This window comes from Streptomyces sp. SCSIO ZS0520 (genome assembly GCF_025643355.1).
GTDB lineage: Bacteria > Actinomycetota > Actinomycetes > Streptomycetales > Streptomycetaceae > Streptomyces > Streptomyces physcomitrii.
Genome location: NZ_CP092644.1, coordinates 3,167,646 through 3,186,814, shown reverse-complemented (window position 1 = coordinate 3,186,814; position 19,169 = coordinate 3,167,646). Strand labels below are relative to the sequence as shown.

12 protein-coding genes are annotated in these 19,169 nt (G+C 72.4%); 6 read left to right on the top strand and 6 right to left on the bottom strand.

The window, feature by feature from the left end:
- Positions 1-26: 26 nt before the first annotated feature.
- Together MID12_RS12050 and MID12_RS12045 are read right to left on the bottom strand one after the other, a co-directional pair.
- Positions 27-2,243, bottom strand: a complete 2,217-nt coding sequence (locus MID12_RS12050) for a serine/threonine-protein kinase (protein ID WP_263166850.1) — start codon at positions 2,241-2,243, stop codon at positions 27-29.
- 1,091 nt (positions 2,244-3,334) lie between these two features.
- Positions 3,335-4,669: a hypothetical protein gene (locus tag MID12_RS12045; RefSeq protein WP_263166848.1), complete on the bottom strand. Its 1,335-nt coding sequence runs from the start codon at positions 4,667-4,669 to the stop codon at positions 3,335-3,337.
- A gap of 729 nt (positions 4,670-5,398) precedes the next feature.
- Between MID12_RS12045 and bla the strand changes: the two genes are divergently transcribed.
- Both bla and MID12_RS12035 read left to right on the top strand, forming a co-directional pair.
- Positions 5,399-6,598, top strand: a complete 1,200-nt coding sequence (gene bla, locus MID12_RS12040; protein WP_263166846.1) for a class A beta-lactamase — start codon at positions 5,399-5,401, stop codon at positions 6,596-6,598.
- Between the two features lie 636 nt (positions 6,599-7,234).
- Entirely contained in the window at positions 7,235-7,726 is a 492-nt protein-coding gene (locus MID12_RS12035) for a hypothetical protein (RefSeq protein WP_237282720.1), read from the top strand.
- Between the two features lie 66 nt (positions 7,727-7,792).
- Here the strand turns inward: MID12_RS12035 and MID12_RS12030 are convergent, their stop codons facing one another.
- Positions 7,793-8,773, bottom strand: coding sequence for a DUF4253 domain-containing protein (locus MID12_RS12030; protein WP_263166844.1), 981 nt, complete (start codon positions 8,771-8,773; stop codon positions 7,793-7,795).
- A 297-nt stretch (positions 8,774-9,070) separates the two neighbouring features.
- Between MID12_RS12030 and MID12_RS12025 the strand changes: the two genes are divergently transcribed.
- Positions 9,071-9,988, top strand: a complete 918-nt coding sequence (locus MID12_RS12025) for an LAGLIDADG family homing endonuclease (protein ID WP_263166842.1) — start codon at positions 9,071-9,073, stop codon at positions 9,986-9,988.
- Positions 9,989-10,053: 65 nt separating this feature from the next.
- On the opposite strand, the gene MID12_RS12020 is transcribed toward MID12_RS12025, so the two are convergent.
- On the bottom strand, positions 10,054-11,247 hold the full coding sequence (locus tag MID12_RS12020; protein WP_263166840.1) for an RtcB family protein: 1,194 nt from the start codon (positions 11,245-11,247) through the stop codon (positions 10,054-10,056).
- Positions 11,248-11,464: 217 nt separating this feature from the next.
- Between MID12_RS12020 and MID12_RS12015 the strand changes: the two genes are divergently transcribed.
- From MID12_RS12015 to MID12_RS12005, 3 genes are all read left to right on the top strand, one after another.
- The gene (locus MID12_RS12015; RefSeq protein ID WP_263166838.1) at positions 11,465-12,475 is read left to right on the top strand and encodes a DUF3558 domain-containing protein; all 1,011 of its coding nucleotides are present in this window, start codon (positions 11,465-11,467) and stop codon (positions 12,473-12,475) included.
- Positions 12,476-12,588: 113 nt separating this feature from the next.
- Positions 12,589-13,401, top strand: coding sequence for a DUF3558 domain-containing protein (locus tag MID12_RS12010; protein WP_263166836.1), 813 nt, complete (start codon positions 12,589-12,591; stop codon positions 13,399-13,401).
- Between the two features lie 376 nt (positions 13,402-13,777).
- Entirely contained in the window at positions 13,778-15,358 is a 1,581-nt protein-coding gene (locus MID12_RS12005; RefSeq protein ID WP_411576944.1) for a DUF2637 domain-containing protein, read from the top strand.
- A gap of 111 nt (positions 15,359-15,469) precedes the next feature.
- On the opposite strand, the gene MID12_RS12000 is transcribed toward MID12_RS12005, so the two are convergent.
- The gene (locus MID12_RS12000) at positions 15,470-16,912 is read right to left on the bottom strand and encodes a sugar porter family MFS transporter (RefSeq protein ID WP_263166834.1); all 1,443 of its coding nucleotides are present in this window, start codon (positions 16,910-16,912) and stop codon (positions 15,470-15,472) included.
- 344 nt (positions 16,913-17,256) lie between these two features.
- Entirely contained in the window at positions 17,257-19,005 is a 1,749-nt protein-coding gene (lysS, locus tag MID12_RS11995; protein ID WP_263173095.1) for a lysine--tRNA ligase, read from the bottom strand.
- Positions 19,006-19,169: the final 164 nt, after the last annotated feature.

Sequence of the window (19,169 nt, the reverse complement as noted above, 5' to 3'; positions counted from 1 at the left end):
CGGGGCCGCGGCCCGCGGGCGGCGGCTCAGCCCAGGTCCTGGGCCTTCTTGCGCACCTGGGCGGCCAGCTCCGGCGGCAGTGGTCCGAAGCCGAGCCCGGCCGTCGCCGACTGGCCTTCCCGGCCCGTCGTGTAGGCGAGGAAGGAACGCAGCGAGGGCAGCGTCCCCGGGGCGTTGCCCTGGTCGCAGACGAGCGCGTAGCCGAGCTGCACGAGCGGGTACGCGCCGGGTGCGCTGGTCCCGTGGTCGAGGTCCACGGCCAGGTCGGCGCCCTCGCCGGTGATCCGGCTCGCCGCCACGGTCTTGGCGGCGGACTCCGGGGTGAGCGCGACCGGATCGGCCGCGCCGGTGTCCAGGGCGGCCTTCGCGGCTCCGCCCTCCTGCCCCCGCTCGACGTAGGAGAGGGAGCCCTCCGTCCCGGCGACCTCCTCGGCCAGCTCCTCGGAGGTCTGCTTCCCGATGCCCGCCTCCGCGGCCATCTCGGTGTCCGGCGCCTCCGGCCAGTCGTAGGCGGCGGCCTTCGCGAGGTACTGGGTGAAGGTCAGATTGGTGCCGGACGCCAGGGACTTGAAGAGGGGCTTCACCGCGGTGGCGGGCAGCTTCGCGCCGGGGTTGAGCGCGGCGATCCGGGAGTCGTTCCACTTGGTGATCTCGCCCCGGTAGATCCCGGCGAGCGTCTTCGCGTCCAGGACCAGCGAGTCCACCCCGCTCAGGTGGTAGATCACCGACACCGGCATGGTGGCCAGGGGGAGTTGGACCGCCTTGCCCTTCTTCCCGCCGCTGCCCTCGGCGCAGCGGGTGGCGGAGGCGGAGATCTCCTGCGGGCGCAGACTGCCGTCGGTCAGGGCCAGTTCGGTCGTGCCCTCCGCGAACTCCCGTACGCCCTGGCCCGATCCGGTCGGCTCGAAGGAGATCTCGCTGCCGGGGCAGGACTTCGCGTACCCCTGGGTCCAGTGCTGGAAGAGGTCGGCCTGCAGGCTGGAACCGCTGGTCGCGAAGCGGCTGCCGGCGCTGGGGCAGCTGAGGGCGGCCGGGGTCGGGCCCGCGGTACCGGCTCCGCCGGTGGGCTTGGCGTCCCCGCCCTCGCCGCGGTCCCGCTCGGCCAGCGCGGAGAGCCCGATCGCGGCCCCCACGGCGACCACCGCCGCCGTCGCCACAACGACCTTGCGGCGCAAGGGGCGTGGCGCGGCGGCGGCCGGGGCGGCGGGGCTCGGTGCCGTCGCCGGGTGGGGCGGTACGGGGACGGGTGTACGGTCCGCGGGGTCCTCGTCGGCGCGCTCGGCGGCGGGCGGTACGGGGTGGTCCGCGACCGGCGCCGCCTCGCCGAGGGGCGGGACCGGTGCGGCCTCGTCGAGGGGTGGCGCCGGGGTGCGCGGGGCCGGAGTACGCGGGTCCGGGGCTCCGGTGGGCCGGGCGGGGGCCTGCCGGGATCCGGGCGGGCCGGGCTCCTCGGCGGCCAGGGCGCTCAACAGCCCCACGACGGTGGCCCGTTGGGCCGGTTCCTTCGCCAGGCAGGAGTCGATCAGGGGCCGCAGGGTCGCGGGCAGGGCGGACAGCTCCGGCTCCTCGTAGACCACCCGGAAGCCGACCGAGTGCGCGTTGTCGCCCTCGAAGGGGCTGTGCCCGGTGGCCGCGTAGACGAGCACCGAGCCGAGCGAGAAGACATCGGTCGCCGGTCCCGAGGCGCCGTGCCGGAACTGCTCCGGGGCCATGAACGGCGGGGTGCCGACGACGAGTCCGGTGCTGGTGAGCGGCGCCTCGTCGGCGGCGCGGGCGATGCCGAAGTCGATGACCCGCGGCCCGTCCCCGGCGAGCAGGACATTGCCGGGCTTCAGATCGCGGTGCACGAGACCGGCCCGGTGGATGTCGCGCAGCGCCTCGGCGAGCCCCAGCGCCAGACGCCGCACCTCGGGCACGGTCAACGGCCCCTGCTCCGCGACGTGTTGGGCGAGCGAGGGGCCGGGGACGAAGAGGGTGGCGAGCCAGGGGACGGCGGCCTCCGCGTCGGCGTCCACCACCGGGGCGGTGAAGGCCCCGCTGACCTGCCGGGCCGCCTCCACCTCCCGGCGGAAGCGGGCGCGGAAACCGGCGTCCTCGGCCAGTTCCGGCCGGATGACCTTCACGGCGACCTGCCGGCCGGACAGCGAACGCGCGCGGTAGACCACGCCCATCCCGCCCGCGCCGAGCCTGCCGTCCAGCCGGTACCCGCCCACCGTGCGCGGGTCGCCCTCCTGCAGCGTCACGTTCTCCCCCGTTTCCGTGCCGCGATCTCCGCGCACTGGCGCTCCGCACGGCGCGGCCGGACACAAGCCGGTCGTACGGGGCCGCGCGCGACGGAACCGGCACAGGGTATCCGCGGCGGGTGAACGGCGGGTGGGCCGGCACCCGCACCGCCCGCTCCGGCCCCGCCGACCGGGCCGGCCCGGACTCCGCGGTGACGTCCTCGCAATACGGCGGCCACCGAACGCGGACTTCTGTGCCGACTCGGTGAAACAACGAATTTACGCAGCGGAGGTACGGACGTCTCCTGCGCGCGCACTCTTCCGGCGCCGACTCGGCGGGGGCGCAGGTGAATTACTCCCCGCGCCGATGCGAACAAGCCGTACGGGGAGTGATTTCACGCCGTGGATACCGTAAGGCCGAAGCGATCGGGCAAGCGTTTTCCGCCGCTGATTGTCCGGAAGTGGACAGGAAGGGGACAGGCGGGGGGAGAGGGGCGATGCCCGGTCGCCTCGGGACGCCGGTGTGCGGACGGGGTGCGGGGCGGGCTCCCGGGGGTGTCGTCGGCTCGGGTCTTCTGCCCAGTTCGGAGCGGGTGTTGAGCGGACGGCCGAGGACGGCCGAGCGGTGGCCGGGCAGGTGCGGGTCGCGTCCTCGGGGTCTCGGGCCCCCGTCCGGGTACGCCCCCTCGGGTTACTGACCGGTCAGTGAAAAAAACCGGATCGGCGGCCCGGTGCTTTCCGTTCATCGCGTGATCGAGGCGCCGAGGTGCGTACGTACGTGACCTGTGAAACAAATCGGCCATTCGGTGCGCCGGGGCGTATGGAATCCACCAAGAAGTCACTTCGCCGCTGTGCCGGACGATTGATTCCGGCGTACCGTCGGGTGGTGTGAGTTCGCGCCGAGCCGTCGGCGTGATGGGGAAACAGAAAGACAGAATACGGAGGGGATTCGGTGTTGTTCGACGACGAATGGGCTTTCGCCCGGACGGGCTCGGCACGCTGAGCCTGACCGGCTCGCAACCAGGCGCTCATCCGCCCCCGGCTGACTCCGGGGCGGGTGGGCGCATCGCCACGCCGGCCCTGAGCCCGCGCCCCGCCCGGCCCGGCGGTCATCAGGTGCCGCCCTGCCCGCCGGGGGACCCCTGGGCTCCCGGAAACCCCTGAGCCCCCGACTGGCCCTGCGCGTCGCCGACTTGGGGCGAGACCATCCCGCGCACCAGATCCCCGAGGATCCCGGCGCGCTGCTCGCTCGTCAGCTCGGCATCGGCGATCAGCCGCTCTGCGGCCAGATACCGCGAGAACTCGAGCGGCTGCGAGAAGAAGGCCCGCAGATGCCCGGCCGCGATCTCCTGCGAGCGGATGAACGTACGGCTCACATAGCCCGCCAGACCCGCCGAGGTCAGCCCGAGCGCCCCGGAGACGATGCTCGCCGTGCTCGTGGGCGCCTTCACCGCGAGCACCGTGAAGACGACGAGCAGGGCGAAGCCCGTCCCCATCGCCGACTGGGCATTGCGGAAAGACCTGTTGGCCTGCTTCAGCGCGGTCTCGTGGTAGAGCCGCAGCCGGGTGTGGGTGGCCTCCCAGAGCGCGGCGAGCAGGAGGGAGTCCTGGGTGTCCCCGGACTGCTGGTAGGCGGGTGGCGGAGGCGGGGGCAGCGGGGGCAGCAGCGGGTAGTCGAAGGACGAGGGCCCCGGATAGCCGTAGCCGCCGGTGTCCGCGAGCGGGGGCACCGGGGACTCGACGTCCGGCGCGGGGCCCCAGCCGCCGTCTCGCGGTCGGCCGGGCTGTTGCTGTTGCCATTGTTGCTGTTGCTGTTGCTGTTGCTGTTGCTGTTGCTGTTGCTGTTGCTGTTGCTGTTGCTGTTGCTGCTGGCTGGGCGCGGGCCGCTCGGTGACCGGCGGTACCCGCCCCTCCGGGACCTGGTCCTTGGGCGGTGGCTGTTCCCGCCGCCGCTCCGCCGGAGGGAACGGCTCTGCCGGTGGCCCCTGCCAGGTCGGCGGGCTCTGCCACTCCGGCGGTGACTGCTGACCCCGGGTGGGCTGCGGGACCGTATACGCGGGCGGCGGGGTCTGCGCGGCCCACTGGTACGCGGCCTGCTGGTACCCCGCCTGGTAGCCGCCTTGGTAGCCGCCCTGGGACTGCCGAGGAGGCCGCAGCCGTACGGCCGCCTCCACTCCGCGGTCCGCGGCGGCGAGATCGTCGAGGGCGGCGAGATGCTCCGCCCGGCGGAACTGGGCGCCGGCTCGCAGCTGCCGCACCACGAGCAGGAGGACGAGCAGACCGCACAGAGCCGAGGCGGCCGTCGCCACCCACCGCCCCGGACCCTCACGGCTCAGGAGCGTGACCCCCGCGCTGCCCAGCCCCAGCACACCGAGCACCGCCATCCATCGCCAGGGCGGCGGAACCGCAAGAGGCTGCCTGCGGAACGGGGGCGTCTGCTGCGTCATGGCTCCATCATGGCCACCCCCGCAGGCGGGGCAAGCGCATTCCACCGGGTCGGACCGCGGAGCCGAACGTCCGGAGAGGGCGACCGGGCCTTCCCGAACTCGCGTGATTCCTCGTCGAGTTGGCGGCCTTCGCGGCGCGGTACGGAGACTCCGCGACGGGTGCCGGATCCCGCCACCGAGGTGCGGGAACCGTGGCCAGTACAGCGGTGTCTTCCTGGGCAGGGACCGCACACGAGGTGCGCCGTCGCGGGGTGGGGCCCGCGAGCACCATGGGAGAGAGCCATGCCGAAACCGCTGGACCAGCAGCGGCCACAGCCCGAACCGTCCGACGCCGAGCCGGAACCCGACCCAGCTCCGGAAACGCTTCCGGACGCGGAAGGGGAAGCGGACGCGGATGCCGATGCCGACGCCGACGGGGACGGGGACGCCGACGGGGACGCCGACGCCGACGGGGACGGGGACGGGGATTCGGACCCGGACCCGGATGGAGGTTCGGACCCGGACCCGGACCCGGACTCCCACTCCGACCCGGGCGCGGGCCGAGGGCCGCGGACCCGCCCGGGCCGCGAGCAAGGGACGGCGTCCGATGCCGATTCGGAGCGCTGGACGGAAACTCCTTACCGGGACGCGGAGTTGACCGCGGACCGTGAGCCGGAGCCCGAGGCGGCCCACGCCGGCCGGCGGCTGGACTGCCTCCGGTCCGGGTCCGGGTGCGGCGACACCCTCGCGGTGCGGTCGGGGCCGGGGCGCCGCGCGGTGCTCGCGGCCGGTGCCGGGGCGGCGGCGCTGGCCGCGGTGACCATGAGCGGCACCGCCTGTGCGGTGGCCGCCGCGGCCACGGGCCGGGCCGGCGGTGGCGTACCCGGCAAGGGCACACCGGGCAGGGAGACCGCGAGCCCCGGGGAGGCGGCGCCGCGCGGCACCGTGGACCGGCTGCGCGCCCTGGAACGCGCCCACGGGACGACCCTCGGAGTATTCGGCCGGAACCTGGCGACCGGCCGTACCGTGCGCTACCGCGCCGGCGAACTCTTCCCCCTCTCCGGCCTGTTCACCCCCCTCGCGGCCGCCGCACTCCTCCGCGACAGCGCCCGCGCCGCCATCCCGGAGAGCGCCCGCACCACCGACCGCGCGGATGCCCGTGCTGCCGACCGTGCCACCGGCCACCCGGCCAACCGCACGGACGATCGCGCCACCGACCGCGCCGCCACTCCGGAGAGCGCCCCCGCCACCGACCGTACGGACCACCGCGCCACCGACCGTGCGGAGGCCCGCCGCACCACCGACCGCCCGGCCGACGCCACCCGCCCCGCGGACGCCCGCGCCCTCGCCGAAGTGGTCCGGTACTCCCGCGCCGACCTGCTGCCGGACTCCCCGGTCACCGGCGCCGCGGAGCACCTCGGGCAGGGCCTGTCCCTCGCCGCGCTGTGCGAGGCGGCGGTGCGGCACGGGGACCGTACCGCCGGGAATCTGCTGCTCCGGCACCTCGGCGGGCCGGGGGCGCTCACCCGCTTCGCCCGGTCGGTCGGGGACCGGGTGACCCGCCTCGACCGCTGGGAGCCGGAGCTCAACTCGGCCGAGCCGGACCGGCGTACGGACACCACCACCCCGTACGCGATCGCGCGCACCTATGCCCATCTGACGGTCGGGGACGCCCTCGGCACGGCGGACTCCTGCCTCCTCACCGGCTGGATGCGGCAGCACACCGCGGGCGCCGCGCGCTTTCGCGCGGGGCTGCCCGCGGGCTGGCTGCTCGCGGACACCACGGGCGGCGGCTCCTACGGCACCGGCCACGACGTCGGGATCGCCTGGACACCCGAGGGCACCCCGCTGCTCCTGGCCTGCCTCACCCGGGGGTCCGAGCCCGGCGAGGAGCCCGATGAGGCGCTCCTCGCCGCAACGGCGGCCCTGCTCGCCGAGGTCCTGGTCTGAGCGGTCGCGCTCCACGCGGTCCCGGCCCGAGCAGACGTGATCTCGAACATCGACGCGGCCACCGTCCGCGCCCTCCCTCCCGCGAGGGGATCAAGCCGACGAGAAGCAGCTCGACAAAGACCGACGCCGCCCGCTACGGCCGCATCGACCTGCTCTGCATCGATGAACCCGGCTGCGTGGAGGCGACCGGCACGGCGCGCAACTGGTCGGCGCCCGCCGCCCGTTCGGGCGGCGGGCCCGCCGACGCGACGTCATTTCTCACGCACCACCACGATCCCGCGGACCGTGTCTCGCTGTCAGAACCGACGGACAAACGCTGCCACTTGAAGTGAACGAGGCCAAACGTGTCAATTGCCGGTGCGGGGGGAATGACTTCACGGCGCGCCAACTCGCTTCAGGCTGTGTTGAGATGCCAACCGGGGGAGGCCGATGGGCGTGGAGCTGACAACGGGGCACGTTGTGGTGATCGGCTTGCTCTGTTGGGCGGTCTACGGACTGTTCGTATGGATGCGCAGAGTCGTCCATCGATGGAGGCTGCCGGAGCCGTTGCTCCCCCCGGAGCAGTTGGAGAGGTGCCAGGGGCAGGCGTTCCGCGAGATCTGCAGACGGGCTGCACACCCGGGTACTCGCGTGGTGATGACGGACTACTTCGCCGAGCGGGGGTGGAACCGGGGGGACGTCATGCGCATTCTGGCCGAGCCGCTCAAGCACGACCTGATCAAGGTCAAGGGGTGGCGCTTCGGCGGGTACGGCGTGACACGCAAAGGCTGGACCGAGTACCAGAGACGGTTCATCTGGATGGGAGGAGGCGAGGAAGTGCACATCACTTCTCAGGGGGGCGTCTTCGTGGCGGTGGTCAACAGCCCCCACGCTGTGGCCCACGGCGGCTATGGCAACCATGCGCATGCACCCGAGATCCCTTACCGGCGTCTGATCGGCGCTCTGCGCGCGGACGCGGATACTGCGACATCCGATGAGGCGGTACGGGCGCGTGAGTACGCCGAAGATCTGGCCTCGGCCGTTGAAGTGCAGGATGCTGACGCAACGTCCCGAGTCCTCGGGAGGATCAACGCCCTCCTGTCCACTGCAACGGCCGCCTTCACCTTGACCCGTGAACTTCTGCCGTAGCGGACCTGTCGACGCCCAGTCCTTCTGAGTGTCGCTGGTGGCTGCGAGCTGGGGCCGTCCTCCTGCTCAGTCCCACCAGAAGGTCCAGAAGTGCTGACCGAGGAGCTCCTTCTTCGCGTAGGCGCGCAGGTCGGTGTGGTCACCCTGCTGGAGGTTGTCCGGGCAGAACGCGAAGTGCTCGGCGGCGAGTTGCTCCGCCTCGGCGAGGGTGGCCGGGGGTGCGGCGACCGAGACCACCATGATGTCGAAACCGAGCGCCACGACCCGTATGCCGAAGCGGTCCTCCCAGGAGCGGAGCACGGCGCACAGGCGCGCCACGTCGTTCTCGTGGTTGACCGGGCCCGACCAGCCGATGGCGGCCGGGATGTCGGCGCTGCGGCGGGCGGGCACCAGGCCGAGGCGGGAGTGCGGAAGCAACTGGTTCCCGCCCGCCACCAGGTCGGCTATCGCGGCGGCCCGCACCTCGGGGTCCTCCTCCTCCCGCCCGGCGGGCGCGAGCCCGGGCCAGTCGAAGCCGGAAGTGGGGCCCCGGTCCTCGGAGTCCGTACCGGAGGCGGTCGTGGAGGTCTCGGAGCTTTCGGAGTCGGAAGCCCCGGCGGCGGCCGAGGGCGCGTCCGAAAAAGCCGGGGTGAAAAGGGACTTGACCCGGGAGAGCACGCCCGGGGTGCGGCCGTTGGAGGACGACTGGCCGTGGGCCTCGGAGAGTTCGTCCTCCGCGTACTCCTCCCAGAAGTCCGCGAGGACGTCCTCGGCGTCGTGGTCGCCGGGGTAGCTCGCCAGCTCCGGCATCAACTCCCAGGTGGCCGGGTCGACTTCGGGCCGGTCGGCGCCGAGCAGCACCGGATGCAGACCTGCCGTGCGGCGGGCGGGCAGCAGGGCCGACCAGTCGCCCGCGCGCGCGGGCGCGGAGGCGCACCACAGCAGGGGCTCGGGCCAGGGGCCGTCCGCCGTGTCGGACACCAGGCCGCCGGGCGGCAGTTCGAGGCCGAGACCGCGACCGGTGGGGTCGTCGGCCAGCTTCGGGAGCGGGTTGGGAAGCATCGCCATGCCGGTGACTGTAAGCGGCCCCACTGACAACGCGGCGGCGGCCCGGCACCCGGACGGTGACACGGGCGGGAACCGAGGCCTCGGGGGCTGCGGAACTCCCTTGCCTGAAGCGGATTTCGATCGGCGGTCTGCTGTCCGCCGACCGATGTTCGAAGAGCAATTCGAACATGGTGGTACTTGAGGCGAAAATATACGCGAATCCTCTACCTTGCTGTTCTCGCTCAGGGTGACGTCTCCACTCCGTCCGCATCTCGGTGGGCGCTGTGGCGCGCCCGGAAGGCAGGGGGTAACCCGGCAATGAACGACGCACGGAATCCGGCAGGCTCGGCATCCGGCCCCGCGGTCGATCCCGTCCCGCTACCGGTTGTGCCGTCCATACCGGCCGTGCCGGACTTCATGGACCTCGAAGTCCCGGACTACGCCTACATGTTCGGATTCATCCAGGCCGACGGCCACCTTCAGCCGGGGCCCGGACAGAAGGGGCGGCTCTCGGTCGAGATCGGATTCCGCGATCTCCACATCCTCGAAGCCTTCGCGCGGCTCACGCCGTACTACAGCCGTATCCGTGAGCGTTCGCGGGACACGAACTTCTCTCCGGGGCACCGCTCCGTCGTGTGGACGCTCTGCTCCCTCGAAGCGCGCACCACCTTGAACCGCCTCGGGATGCCGTACGGGAAGAAGTCACGCGACATCGCCCCTCCGACGGCACCGTTCTCGGTGGGCGCGTACCTGCGAGGAATCCTCGACGCCGACGGTGCCGTCGGCTTCACCGGCCAGGGTTTCCCGTACGTCGCGCTGGCCACGTCCAGCACCGCCATCGCCCGGTTCTACGCGGAGTACGCCAAGCGGATCACCGGAGCCGACCGGACAGTGGCGCGAAACCGGCGGGATCAGGTCTACAACATCCTGTACTGCAAGGAGGAGGCGCAGGCACTGGCCCTCGACCTCTATCCCGCAGGGGCCCTCTGCCTCCGGCGCAAGCAGGAAGCCGCTGAATCCCTCCGGCACTGGGTGCGCCCTCAGGGCATGAGAAAGGTGACCAGGCGCCGTTGGGAGGACTGGGAGGACGAGGTGCTCCTGAGCGGTGTGACCCTGGCCGCCGCCGCCCGGCAGCTGGAGCGCTCCCTGTCGAGCTGTCAGCTCAGGCAGTGGCGGCTTCGGAACGGCATCGCGCCCGCCCCGCTGCCTCGGGAGGGGGCGGCGTCCGGCCGGTGAACCGAGGCGGTGCTTCCGGCGTGCTCAGCGAGCACGTCGGAAGCACCGGAGGGCTGTGGTGGCGCTCAGCCCTTCACGCACACCACCTGCTTGAGCTTGGCCACGACCTCCACCAGATCGCTCTGCTGACTCATGACCTGCTCGATCGGCTTGTAGGCGCCCGGGATCTCGTCGACGACGCCGGAGTCCTTGCGGCACTCCACGCCCTTCGTCTGGTCCTCCAGGTCCTTCGCCGTGAAGCGCCGCTTCGCCGCGTTGCGGCTCATCCGGCGGCCGGCGCCGTGGGAGGCCGAGTTGAAGGCCTTCTCGTTGCCGAGGCCCTTCACGATGTAGGTCGCCGTCCCCATGGAGCCCGGGATGATGCCCAGGTCGCCGTTGCCCGCCCGGATCGCTCCCTTGCGGGTCACCAGCAGCTCCATGCCGTCGTAGCGCTCCTCGGAGACGTAGTTGTGATGGCAGCTGATCTCCTGCTCGAAGACCGGCTTGGCCTTCTTGAACTCCTTGCGGACGACGTCCTTGATCAGGCCCATCATCACGGCGCGGTTGTACTTGGCGTACTCCTGCGCCCACCACAGATCCGTGCGGTACGCCGCCATCTGCGGGGTGTCGGACACGAACACCGCCAGGTCGCGGTCGACCAGGCCCTGGTTGTGCGGCAGCTTCTGCGCGACGCCGATGTGGTGCTCGGCCAGTTCCTTGCCGATATTGCGCGACCCCGAGTGCAGGGTGAGCCACAGGGCATCGGCCTCGTCGAGTGAGACCTCGATGTGGTGGTTCCCCCCGCCCAGCGTCCCCATCTGCTTCCCCGCCCGCTCCGCGCGGAACTTCACCGCGTCCGCGACTCCGTCGAAGCGTGCCCAGAAGTCGTCCCAGCCCGCGGTCGGGAAGCCGTGCAGGCGGCCCGGGTCCACGGGGGAGTCGTGCATGCCGCGGCCCACCGGGATGGCCTGCTCGATCTTGCTGCGCAGCCGGGACAGGTCGCCGGGGAGGTCGTTCGCGGTGAGCGAGGTGCGGACCGCGGACATGCCGCAGCCGATGTCGACGCCGACCGCCGCCGGGCAGACCGCGTCGCGCATGGCGATCACGGAGCCGACGGTCGCGCCCTTGCCGTAGTGGACGTCGGGCATGACGGCCAGGCCCTTGATCCACGGCAGGGTGGCGACGTTCTGGAGCTGCTGGAGCGCCGCGCCCTCGATGGAGGCCGGGTCGGTCCAGATCCGGATGGGTACCTTCGCCCCCGGAACCTCTGTGTACGGCATGGTGTCCTCATTCCCCCGTGGTTCCACCGAAGTGCGGCAGAACGTACATACAGCTGAAATCCTCGCGCGCCTCGCGGGCAGATAACCGCCCCGATCCGGTCGAACAGGACAGCGAATCAGCGGTACGGCAGCGCGTGCGATAGACATTGTGTTCACTGGCCGCCGGGGGGCGGCAAGCCAATAAGCAGGTCCGAGTACGTCGAGAGGGGACACCGCGGTGCAGCGGCGGAAGAGTGCAACGGGTGCCATCGCCCTGCTCGCCCTTGTCCTGGCCGCCTGCACCGGCGGTTCCGGCGAAGAGGGCGCGGACGACGGCAAGCCGGGCAGTCCCGGTTCGCCCACGAAGGCCGCGCAGCCGGGGAAGTACCGCACGCTGCCGGAGGCCTGCGGCGCGGTCGACCAGGACGCGCTGGACTCGCTGCTCAAGGGTCTGAAGTCCATCCCGGACGAGATCCAGCGCGAGCGCGCCTACGCGGGTACGGCCCTGGCGACGTACAACACCGACCGGCGGGTGGGGTGCAGCTGGAAGGCGGAGTCGGCCGAGGCCACCCAGCATCTGTCGGTCGACTTCGAGCGGGTGGTCTCCTACGACCCCGCGGTGAGCGACGCCACCCGCGCCGAGGACGTGTACGCGAAGAAGGCCACCGCCGCCGGGATCTCGCCGGTGCGGCCCTCGGGGTCCGGGGACGCCGAGGACGGCGACAAGGGCGCCGAAGGCGAGGACGAGGGCGGCAAGGGTGCGGGCGGCGAGGAGGCGCGTTCCTCGGAGCGGGGGGCGCGCGGCGCGGCGCGGGGCCTGTTCGGGAGCGCCGCGGACGCGACCTCGACGGCCGGCAGGGCCGCTTCGGGCGACCGGGCCCTGTCCGACGAGGGCGACCGGGCCCTGTCCGACGAGAAGGCCCCGTCCGGCGAGGAGAGCCCCTCCGGCAAGAAGGGCCCCGCGGGCGAGGAGAGCCCGGACCCCGGGGAGAGCGGGAGCGGCGCCGGTGAGGATCTCCCCTCCCGTGCCCTGGACGACCTCGGCGACTCCGCCTTCCTCGACGACAAGCTCGGGGAGTCCTCCTCGCCGAACCGCACCGTGACTGTGGTGTTCCGCACGTCCAACGTCATCGTGACGATTCAGTACGAGGATCAGCCGGTGGGTGCCGCGGTGGCGCCCGACAGCAAGGAAATGCAGGACAGGGCAAGGGGACTGGCGAGTCGGCTCGCCGACAAGCTGGACGACTGAGGTCCCTTTGATCCGCTTTGTCGCGGGGTGCCGGCCGGGCCCGGAGCCCCGCCCCGACCGTCCGGCTCCGCGTACCGTGGCCCCGTCGAGCGAACGTGAAGAGTGAAGGAACCATGCACCGATCTGCACAGCGACTCTCCCGCCTCCTCGCCGTGGCGGCCGTCCCGGTGATCCTCGTGGCCTCCGGCTGCTCCTCGGACGACTCCGGCTCCGACGAGGACAAGAAGGGCAGCGCCACCCCCTCGGCGAGCCCGTCCGTCGCGAAGGCGCGCTTCGCGGACCTGCCCGACCCCTGCGAGGTCTTCGAGAAGAAGACGCTGAAGGACCTGGTCCCGGAGACCGACGACGAGTCGGGCAAGGCGGGCAAGTCCGAGGACAACGCCACGCGCGGCACCTGCGCCTGGACCAGCCTCGACAACAAGGGCGTGAAGGGCTCGCAGTTCCGCTGGCTCAATGTCTCGCTGCTGCGCTTCGACTCCGACCAGTCCCGCGGCACCGGCGACAAGCTCGCGCACGCCTACTTCCAGAAGCAGGTCGCGGGCGCCGAGGCCACCCAGGAGGCGAAGGGCGTCAAGACCCAGCCGGTGGCGGGCACCGGGGACGAGGCGTCGGCCGTCAGCTACGAACTGAAGAAGAAGGAAGGCACCTTCAAGCAGCAGACCGTGGTGGCCCGTACGGCGAATGTCGTGGTCACGGTCGACTACAACGGTGCCGGTCTCGCGGGCGACAAGTCCCCGAGCGCGGAGGATCTGGTGAAGGACGCCCAGGCCGCCGCGAAGGAGGCCGTCGCGGCCGTGGAGAAGGCCAACTCCGGTGCGGACGCGGGGTCCGGCGCGGACTCCGGCTCCGGCGAGAAGAGCGACAAGGACGAGAAGGACGAGAAGAGCGACAAGGGCGAGAAGGGCGACTCCGGCAAGAAGTCGTAGCGGTCGGGCGCGGGCCCCGCTTGCGGTCCCGCTTCCGGTGCCGGTGCCGGTGCCCGTGCTCGGCCCCGGCCGACGGCTTCCGGTGCAAGATTCCGGATCCGTAACGGAGCCGGGTCGGCCGCCCCGCCCCCTCCGGCCGGGCATAGCGGCATCGACGCACCTCAACGAGGGTGCGGACGCGGGTACTTGACCATCCTGGCGCGGAGCCCGGTGGCCTCCGGTCGCCGGGCTCTCGGCCTGCCGGTCGTCCGTTCCCCGTACAGGTGTGCCAGTCTGTTGCGCGCATGTCCCGGATCCGCGGGCCCGCCCGCGGGGCGGGCCACCGGTGCGGAGCCGGTGCCCGGAGGGCGGGACTCGGAGAGCGGGAGGGGAGAAGGTGGCCGCGCCACTGCAGCTGACTCGGACGCATCGCATACTCATCGGTGTGGTGGTGGCCGGTGCGGTCGTCATCGCGGGTATCGGTTTCGCGGGTTCGTATGCGGCCGTGCGGGAGTTGGCGGAGAAGAAGGGGTTCGGGGACTTCTCGCTGGTCTTTCCGATCGGTATCGACGCGGGGATCTGTGTGCTGCTGGCGCTGGATCTGCTGCTGACGTGGATCCGGATCCCTTTCCCGCTGCTGCGGCAGACGGCGTGGCTGCTGACGGCGGCGACGATCGCGTTCAACGGGGCGGCGGCCTGGCCCGATCCGCTGGGTGTGGGCATGCACGGGGTGATCCCGGTGCTGTTCATCGTGGCGGTGGAGGCGGCGCGGCACGCGATCGGGCGGATCGCGGACATCACCGCCGACAAGCACATGGAGGGCGTGCGGCTGACCCGCTGGCTGCTCTCGCCGGTGCCGACCTTCCTGCTGTGGCGGCGGATGAAGCTGTGGGAGCTGCGCTCCTACGAGCAGGTCATCAAGCTCGAACAGGAACGCCTGGTCTACCAGGCCCGGTTGCGCTCCCGCTTCGGCCGCGCCTGGCGCCGCAAGGCCCCCGTCGAATCCCTGATGCCGCTGCGCCTGGCCCGCTACGGCGTCCCCCTCGCCGAGACCGCGCCCTCCGGCCTCGCCGCCGCCGGTATCGAGGCCTCCCTGCTGCCGAGCGCACCGCCCGCCCGCGCCCTGGAGCCCGCCGCGGAAGCCGCCCGGCCCGCCGCCGGGCCCGCGCCGGCCGACGCCCGGCAGCGCTACGCCGAGCCGGAGCCTGAGCAGCAACTCCCGCAGGAGAGCCCGTGGTTCGCGGCCCAGCCGCATCCGGTGCCGTACGAGGGCGCCTACGACCCCGCGTACGTACCGGAGGAGCAGTACGAGCAGTGGTACGAGGAGCAGCAGCGGGCGGGCGGCGGGCCGGGCTGGGAGAAGGCGGCGCGGCCTGAACACCCCGAGGGTGTCGAGGACTTCGAGAATCCCGAGCATGTCGAGAACCGTGAGTCCTACGAGGACTTCGCGGACCCCGGTGCCATGGACCCGGCGGCGGTCCGGCGGGCGCGGGTGCCGGAGGCCGGGCAGTACCCCGTGGCGCCGGAGGAGGCGCTGCCGCAGGAGCTGCCGGTGCCGGACGAGATGCCCGAACCGGAGCCGTTCCAGGGGGAGTTCGCCGAGGAGGACGCGGGCTGGCGGGTGCCCTCGGGGCCGAACCGCACCCGGCGGCTCGGCGGGGCCTCCGCGGGTGCCGGGCGGGCCGGGGCGCAGATCCCGGGGCCGCGCGAGGAGCAGGCGGGGCCCGAACAGGGCGCACCGGGGCCGGAGTTGCCCGATGACGTCTCCCGTGCGCAGGCCTACTTCCAGGCCTTCCGGAAGTATGTGAGCGAGAACCAGGACTTCCCCAACGCCCGCCAGTTCGGGCGGTACTTGCAGGAGCTGTACGGGATCGTCGGCCAGTCCGGGGAGCCGTTGGCGGAGAGCACCCTGCGGCCGTACCTGCGGGACTTCCAGGTGCGCTATCAGCAGGAGTTGGACGCGGAGTCCTACTCGTAGTCTTCGCGGTCTTCGGATCCCTCGCAGTCCCCGGCGTCCTGCTCGTGAACCGGCTTGCCGCGTACGGGCGTTGAGCGGCCCGGCACCCGCGTACAGACCGGGCCGGGGCCCTCAGCCCCCCTCCGTGCCCGCCCCCACCGGAACCGGCTGCCCCTCGCCGCGTGCCGCGTGGGTCAGGCGCAGGCCGTTGGTCTCCGGGGCCCAGCGGTAGGAGGTGATGCCGCCGATCAGCGAGACCGTGGCCATGAAGATCATCGACCAGCTCAGGCCCAGGTGGTCCAGGGAGAGCGGCAGCAGGAAGGTGCCGATGGCCGCGCCGATCCGGCTGGCGCCCGAGGCCAGGCCCACCCCGGAGGTGCGGATCGAGGTCGGGAAGACCTCCTCCGGGTAGATGCCGGGCAGGATGCTCATGATCCCGTACGAGTAGAGGTAGCCGAAGAAGCAGCCGGTGGCGAGCCAGATCGGGAGCAGGTCGCCGAGGCTGACCAGGAAGAGCGCGAGCGCGCAGCCGAACATCGGGCCCACCAGGATCTGCCGCCGCCCCACCCGGTCCACCAGGTACCAGCCGGTGACCGCGCCGAGCAGCGCGATGACGGTGCCGATCAGGGCCCCGGCCAGGGCGCTGCCGCCGAGCCCGATGGCGCGCAGCACGGTGGGCTGGAAGAAGGTCAGCGCGAAGTAGGGCAGCACGATGCAGATCCAGAAGGTGCAGACGAAGAGCGAGCGCTGCCGGTAGGCGGGCGAGAAGAGGTCGCGGTAGCGGGTCTCCTCGGCCTGCTCGGCGCGCAGGTCCTCGGCGTCCGCGGCCGCCTGGGCGCGCTGGGCGGCGGAACCGCCGGCGCCCACGTGCCGCAGATGGGCCTCGATGACGGCCTTGGCCTCGTCCTTGCGGCCCTTGGAGAGCAGCCAGCGCGGGGACTCGGGCAGTCCGTGCCGGGCGAGCAGGCAGAGCACGGCGGGGACGGCGCTGGCGGCGAGCGTCCAGTGCCAGGCGTCGGGCCAGTGGGTGTTGATCAGGTAGCCGAGGAGGTAGGCGACCACGTAGCCGACGTTCCACAGTATTTCGAGGATGCCGAGGTAGTGGCCGCGCCGGGCGCTCGGCGAGAACTCGGCGAGCAGCGGGGAGCCGATCGAGTAGTCGGCGCCGACCGCGAGGCCCATCACCAGGCCGAGTACGAAGAGCTGCCAGGCCTCGGTGACGGTGAACATCAGCAGGGCGGTGACCAGGAAGACCGAGAGGTCGAGGGTGAACATCGGCTTGCGGCCGAGCCGGTCGGTGACATAGCCGAGCAGCAGTCCGCCGAAGAAGGTGCCGATCAGGGTGGAGGCGGAGATCAGTTCGGTCCAGGTCGAGGTCACCCCGATGTCCCGGGACATCGCGCCGCCCGCGAGCGCGGCGGCGAAGGAGGCGAAGACGAAGCCGTCGATGAACATGCCGCCGCCGGTGGCCAGGGTCAGCCTGCGCAGAAAGGCCCGCTGGTGCGCCGCCTGGTCCGCGCCCGGCTCCTCTCGGGGTTCCTCGTCCTTGGGTGAGATGTCCGCCGCTGCCGTCATCCGCACTGCCTCCTCGGTGTGCCCGCCTGCCGCCGGTACCTGCTCGTGCTTCCGCTCCTCATCTGTCCGCGGCCGCGGAGGGCATGCCGGGTGGGAGCGCCCGGGCCGCGCCCCGGCAGCGAAATGGTGCAGATTGCAGTGATACGTATACGCCGGGCCGGGCGGGCGGAGGGCCCCGGGCACGCCGAAGGGCGCCGTCCCGGTGCCGGGAACGGCGCCCTTCGGCGGAGGCGGGGCCGCGATGCTCAGGCCCGGGGCGGGCCCGGTGCTCGGGCTCCGGGGCGGGACCGGCGCTCAGGCCCCGGGGCGGGGCCGGCGCTCGGCCCCGATGACAGCGGCGGGCTTCAGGACCCGAGCAGCTTGCGCACCCGCTCCGCGCCGACCGCGAGCAGCAGGGTGGGCAGCCGGGGTCCGGTGTCCCAGCCGACCAGGAGCCGGTAGAGCAGGGCGAAGAACGCGCGCTGGGCCACCTTGAGTTCGGGCGTCGGCTTGGCGTCCGGCGCGAGGCCCGCCCGCTGCTTGGGCACCCCGTAGACGAGGGTGGTCAGGCCGTCCAGGGACCAGTGCGAGTCCAGGCCCTCGACGAGCAGCCGCAGCGATTCGCGGGCCTCCTCGTCCAGGGTGGAGAGCAGCTCCCCGTCGGGCGCGGTGCGCACCAGGGTGCGCTGGTCGGCGGGGACCTGGGTGTTGATCCAGGCCTCGGCGCGGTCCAGGCGGGGGCGCACCTCGTCCAGGCTGGTCAGCGGGGCGTCCGGGTCGAGTTCGGTGAGGATGCGCAGCGTCTGGTCCTCGGCGCCCGCGGTGATGTCGGCGACCGAGGCGAGGGTGCGGTACGGCAACGGGCGCGGGGTGCGCGGCAGTTCACCGGCGGCGGTGCCGACCGCGCGGCTGTGCGCGGCGGCGTCGGCGGGCAGCGCGCTGCCGTCGGCGACCTTGGCGCTGAGCTTGTCCCACTCGTCGTACAGCCGCTGGATCTCCTGGTCGAAGGCGATCTTGAAGGACTGGTTGGGGCGGCGGCGGGCGTAGAGCCAGCGCAGGAGCTGGGGCTCCATGATCCGCAGGGCGTCGCCGGGGGTGGGCACGCCGCCCTTGGAGGAGGACATCTTGGCCATGCCGCTGATGCCGACGAAGGCGTACATCGGGCCGATCGGCTGCTTGCCGCCGAAGATGCCGACGATCTGCCCGCCGACCTGGAAGGAGGAGCCGGGCGAGGAGTGGTCGACGCCGGAGGGCTCGAAGACCACGCCCTCGTAGGCCCAGCGCATCGGCCAGTCGACCTTCCACACCAGCTTGCCCCGGTCGAACTCGCTGAGCCGCACGGTCTCCTCGAAGCCGCAGCCCTCGGCCCCGCAGACGTAGGTCAGCGCGGTGGACTCGTCCTCGTAGGAGGTGACGGTGGTGAAGTCGCGCCCGCAGCGCCCGCAGTAGGGCTTGTACGGGAAGTAGCTGCTGCCGGAGCTGCCGTCGTCCTCGGCCGCGGCGCCGGAGCCCTCGGCGGCCTCCAGCTCGGCCTCGTCCACCGGCTTCTGCGACTTCTTCGGCGGGGCCTTCTTCGTGCGGTACTGGGCGAGGATCGCGTCGATGTCGCCGCGGTGCCGCATGGCGTGCAGGATCTGCTCGCGGTAGGCGCCGGAGGTGTACTGCGCGGTCTGGCTGATGCCGTCGAACTCCACGCCCAGCGCGCCGAGGGCCTCGGTCATCGCGGCCTTGAAGTGCTCGGCCCAGTTCGGGTGCGGGGAGCCCTCGGGGGCGGGCACCGAGGTCAGCGGCTTGCCGATGTGCGCGGTCCAGGAGTCGTCGACGCCCGGGACCCCGGCCGGGACCTTGCGGTAGCGGTCGTAGTCGTCCCAGGAGATGAGGTGGCGCACCTCGCGGCCGCGGCGGCGGATCTCGTCGGCGACCAGGTGCGGGGTCATGACCTCGCGCAGGTTGCCCAGGTGGATGGGGCCGGAGGGGGAGAGCCCGGAGGCCACCACGACGAGTGCGCCCGGGGCACGGCTCTCGGATTCGGCGATGACCTCATCGGCGAAACGGGAGACCCAGTCGGCGGTCTCGGTGCTCTGCGCCACGATCGGTACGTCTCTTTCTTCCAGAGGTTCCTGAGGTTCCCGCGGTCCTGGCGGATTCCGGGGGCCCGGAGGCCGGACGGCACCATTGTCCCAGCACGGGCGCCGAGCGCGAAAACCACTTTCGCCCGGGTGCGCGGCGGGGGGTGAAGCCCCTCCCGTACGGGCGGGCGCGGGGCGCGCGCGAGCGT